Source organism: Aminobacter sp. P4_D5 (genome assembly GCF_056401815.1).
This window is the reverse complement of the sequence record NZ_JBFUIP010000287.1, coordinates 1-4,292: the sequence shown is the minus strand read 5'-3', so window position 1 is coordinate 4,292 and position 4,292 is coordinate 1. Positions and strand designations below refer to the sequence as shown.

Sequence of the window (4,292 nt, the reverse complement as noted above, 5' to 3'; positions counted from 1 at the left end):
AGCGTGAGCAGCACCGCCGACATGTCGACGGGCCGTGGCGCAATCAGCTTTCAGGCGGTGGAGGCGCGGTGATGGCGGTTAGTGGATCGTTCCGCTCCAGTCCTCAAGGAACGTATTCATCCCGTCCCGCTCGACAGTGCGCTCGAATTCCTGAAAGGCTTCTGCGTCGGTCTCGAAGGGTTCTTCCCAGATGGTAGAGATGTCGTCGTTGTATACCACTTCGAGTATCCAACCCTCCTGACCGACAATTTGAAAAATCTGGACTTCGACGGTGATCCCGTCCTTCGAGAAGTATCCCGAAGTGGTCGAGACAACGATCTCGCGTACTGGTTCAGTCATAGAATTCCCTTCCGACGTGCGCCCGCATCAAAGCCACACCGGATCTCAGGAGTCTAATCAACATGCGCAATATCTCAGCCGCCAATCTGGCGGCCCTACAGGCGCGCGCCTTGGTTGCCCGCGACTTCCTATGGATCGTTGCCCGCAACCGCGTGACGGGCGGCCCTGTGACCGACGGCATGTGGTCAGACGTCGGCAACGTGTCGGCGTCTGTCATCCATCCCGATACAGGGCTTGAGGTGACGCGCGACTGGTTCGGGTCCGGCACTCTTGTTGCGGTCAACGACATTCCGCTCGTGTCGAACCTGACCGTCCAGATTGTCAAAATCCAGCTTAGCCAGGTCGCCGAACGGGTCGAGCGGCTTGTACGCGAATATGACTGCAAGCAGGCGAGGGTGGAGATCTACCGCGGCCTGTTCGATCCGGACTCGCGCCAGATGGTCGCTCCAGCCGAGTGCCGGTTTGTCGGCTTTGTTGACAAGATCGAAATCAATACGCCCGCCGAAAATGAAGAAGGCAGCGTTACGCTGATGTGCGCCAGCCACACGCAGGAGATGACGCGCGCCAACCCCGACACGCGGTCGCACGAGACGCAAAAGCTGCGCAGCGCATCAGATACCTTCTTCAAGGACAGCGCGACGGTTGACGCATGGGAGATTTTCTGGGGCTCGGTCAAAGGCCAGGTTCCCACCCAGAAGAAGCGCAAAAAGTTCTTGGGCCTCTTCTGATGCAGGTTAGGACCGCCAACGAAGGCGACCGGCTTGCCGTCGTTCGGTTGCTCAAGGAAAGCCACGCGGCGGCCGGCTTCAGCTTCCCATTTCAAGCCGCCTACGCTGAGCGTCTGTTCAAGCAGCACGTGGCCGACGGTCTTGTGTTGGTCATMGGCCAACCTGCCCAAGGCGTTCTGATGGCGCGTGCTTTCGAACATCCATTCGGTGCCGGTCTCTGGGCCAAGGAAACCGTTTGGTACATYGCGCCTGCCGCTCGCGGACGCTCCGCACTTCGCATGCTCGATGCCTACGAGGCTTGGGCGCGCGAGCAGGGCTGCGTCACCATCGGCATGGCCTCGCTAGCTACCAATGACGTCTCTGGTCTCTACGGGCGGCGCGGCTACGCACCTGCCGAAACGCACTTCCTGAAAGCGCTCTAGCGCCGGCCTCCAGGTCGCATTTCCAAGGTACATCATGGCTATCTTCTCAGCGATCGGCGCCGTGGTCGGCACCGTATCGACATTCATTGGCGGTCTGGGTGCGTCGATCGGGGCTTTTGTCCTCAAGACGGCGGTCGGCATTGGCCTCAACCTTCTTGCCCAGTCGATAGCCGGCAAGGCCAAAGACCCAACATTCTCGATCAACGGTTCGCTTCAGGCGGGCGGTGATCTTGCGAGGTCGTTCATTCTCGGCAGGACGGCAACAGCCGGTTCGCTGGTATGGGCCAACACCTGGGGCAATGTCGACGACACGCCGAACGCGTTCCTGACGCAGGTTATCGCACTCGCGGATCTGCCCATCGCCAGCCTCGACGAGGTCTGGGTGAACGGCGAGCGCTGCACACTTGGCGCCGACACCGGCTACGGCCGGAACGTCAACGAGTATCACGACAGCCTTTGGGTCAAGTTCTACGACGGCACGCAGACGGCTGCCGATCCTTTCCTTGTCTCTTCTGCCTCGAACGGACAACGGCAATGGGACGGCACGCGCGTTGGGCGCGGTGTCGCCTACGCCATCGTGACGGCGAAGGTCACGAAGAACGTTTTCTCCGGCATCCCGTCATTCAAGTTCGTCGTCAGCGGCACCAAGCTCTACGACCCGTCACGCGATTCTAGCGTTGGCGGTGTTGGACCGCAGCGGTGGAGCACCCCAAGCACATGGGGCGGCGACGGCGATCATCTGCCGGCTGTGCAGGCCTACAACCTGCTTCGCGGTCTGACCTTCGGCAACAAGTGGTTCTATGGCCTGCAAGGGCTGGCTGCCGCCCGTCTGCCAGTGGCGAACTGGATTGCCCAGATCAACAAGTGCCGCGCGACCATCGGCGGCGCGTCTGGCCCGGAGCCAACCTATCGCTCGGCTGGCGAAATCCAGATCGAAGCGCCGTTGGCGTCTGCGCTCGAGGCAATCCTGACATCGTGCCAAGGTCGCATTTCAGAGATTGGCGGCGTCTACTCCATCTATCTCGGCGCACCTGACCTGCCGACGTTCGCTTTTACCGACGGCGACATCCTGTCGACCGAAGAGCAGTCGTTCACGCCGTTCTTCGGGCTGTCAGACACCATCAACGGCATTTCGGCAACTTACCCGTCGCCGGCCGATGGCTGGGCCGCCAAGACCGCACCACCGCTCTACCGACAGGACTTGGAAGCTCTGCACGGCAACCGCCGGCTCATGGCTGACGTGCCGTTAGACTTCGTTCCCTACGCCGAGCAGGTGCAGCGGCTTATGCTGTCTGCCCTGCTGGAAGCGCAGCGAGCTCGCAGGCACACCGAAGTCCTGCCGCCTGAGTTCTGGCCCTAYGCGGTGCCGGGTGCGGTGCTGTCGTGGACATCGGCACGCAACGGCTACATCGCCAAGCTGTTCCGCATCGACGGCGTAGCCGAYCGCGCCAACCTCGACGTGATGATCGACATCACCGAAGTTGATCCATCCGAYTACGACTGGGAYAGCGGCGCSGAYTACCAAGAACCSGTYGACGGTGCGGTTGGTCCTATYCGGCCRCAGCCGCAGCCAATCATCGACTGGTTTGCCGAGCCGTCCAGCGTCAAAGACGACGCTGGATTGGATAGGCGCCCGGCGATCCTGCTGACGTGGGACAATACCGCTAGCCGCCTTGTCGACGTTGTCGGCATTGAGTTCGAAGTGCGTCTGGCGGCCGATCTTTCGCATGCATATGGCGGCCGCACCGACCAGCCTGAGACCGGTTCGCTCAAGATCAGCCAAGGCTTGCTACCCGACACCAACTATGGCGTGCGCGGGCGGTACCTGCCTGGCGGTGATCGGCCGACGCTTTGGTCGGACTGGCTGCCGGTTCGAACGCCTGACATTCGCATTGCCGATGTTGAGGTCGGGCTCGCCGCTCTTCGCGACGATGTCTACAAGCGCCTGCTTCAACTTGCCCAGGAATCCGACGAGTTCCGTGCTCGCCTCGAGCAGTTGGCGCTTGCGGCTTCCGATGCTGCTGGAGTGATCGTCGACGAGAACTCGGTTTCTGTCCGGTTCCGCAACGCCACGGCTGGTGCGCTCACAGGCATCAGCGCTTCGATTGAAGAAATCGACGGTGCGATTGAAGCGCTAGCGACGGCCTACACAGCGGTTTCGGCCACGGTGGGCAATCTGGCTGCTGATGGTCTGTGGCGCATGCAGGCKCAAGCCGGCAGCGGCGGCAACGTGCAGGCCAGTGTTGTTCTTCAGGTCCGGGCGACAACCGGCCACGACTGGATAACCGCAGGGACGCTCTGGGAAGTCGGTTCGGTTGGCGGTGTGCCGTTCTCGCGTGTCGTCATCTATGCCGACCAGTTCATCCTCACCAACGGTTCGGGAACTGCGCTGCCCTTTGTCTACGACAGCGGCGGCTTGCGGCTTGCCGTGGCCAACATTGGCACGGTGACCGCCGGCACGATCCGCAGCCCCGACGGCAAGTTCGTCATCAACCTTTCTGCCGGTTCGATAGAGTGGTTTGACTAAATGTCGCGTGGCCTCCTGAAAGACATCAACGGCTCCAAGCGCATGCGCTTTGTGAAGCCCGGCTATGATGCCAACAACCTGAACGTCCCGCCCAATGCCGTCATCTTCGATAGCGAGGATGCCGGCGGGCTGTTCATCTACCGATCGGGGTCTTGGTCGGGCGCTATTCCGGGTGGCGGCGGTGCCTACATCGCCACCTGGCCGAGCCTTGGATACACGCCGCTGGCGGTCGTCCAGAACGGTTCGCCGGGGGCGGTATCGGGGTTCTTCCAATAC

5 protein-coding genes are annotated in these 4,292 nt (G+C 61.6%); 4 read left to right on the top strand and 1 reads right to left on the bottom strand.

From position 1 onward, the window contains the following. Positions 1–78: 78 nt before the first annotated feature. Positions 79–339 carry a hypothetical protein gene (locus AC1DWF_RS30590; protein ID WP_476804534.1) on the bottom strand — a complete coding sequence of 87 codons (261 nt, stop codon included), beginning with the start codon at positions 337–339 and terminating at the stop codon, positions 79–81. A gap of 62 nt (positions 340–401) precedes the next feature. Here AC1DWF_RS30590 and AC1DWF_RS30585 point away from each other — a divergent pair, with 62 nt between their 5' ends. The 4 genes from AC1DWF_RS30585 to AC1DWF_RS30570 all read left to right on the top strand — a co-directional run. Beyond that, positions 402–1,067: a hypothetical protein gene (locus AC1DWF_RS30585; RefSeq protein ID WP_476789770.1), complete on the top strand. Its 666-nt coding sequence runs from the start codon at positions 402–404 to the stop codon at positions 1,065–1,067. Then, entirely contained in the window at positions 1,067–1,489 is a 423-nt protein-coding gene (locus tag AC1DWF_RS30580) for an N-acetyltransferase family protein (RefSeq protein WP_476804533.1), read from the top strand. Before AC1DWF_RS30585 ends, AC1DWF_RS30580 begins: the two co-directional genes overlap by 1 nt. A 34-nt stretch (positions 1,490–1,523) precedes the next feature. Further along, positions 1,524–4,016 carry a phage tail protein gene (locus AC1DWF_RS30575; protein WP_476842457.1) on the top strand — a complete coding sequence of 831 codons (2,493 nt, stop codon included), beginning with the start codon at positions 1,524–1,526 and terminating at the stop codon, positions 4,014–4,016. Beyond that, on the top strand, positions 4,017–4,292 hold a 276-nt coding region (locus AC1DWF_RS30570; protein WP_476842456.1), incomplete at its 3' end, for a hypothetical protein.

Coding starts and splice junctions, on each gene's coding strand:
- AC1DWF_RS30590 (WP_476804534.1), bottom strand. CDS start 339: ATGACTGAACCAGTACGCGAGATCGTTGTCTCGACCACTTCGGGATAC.
- AC1DWF_RS30585 (WP_476789770.1), top strand. CDS start 402: ATGCGCAATATCTCAGCCGCCAATCTGGCGGCCCTACAGGCGCGCGCC.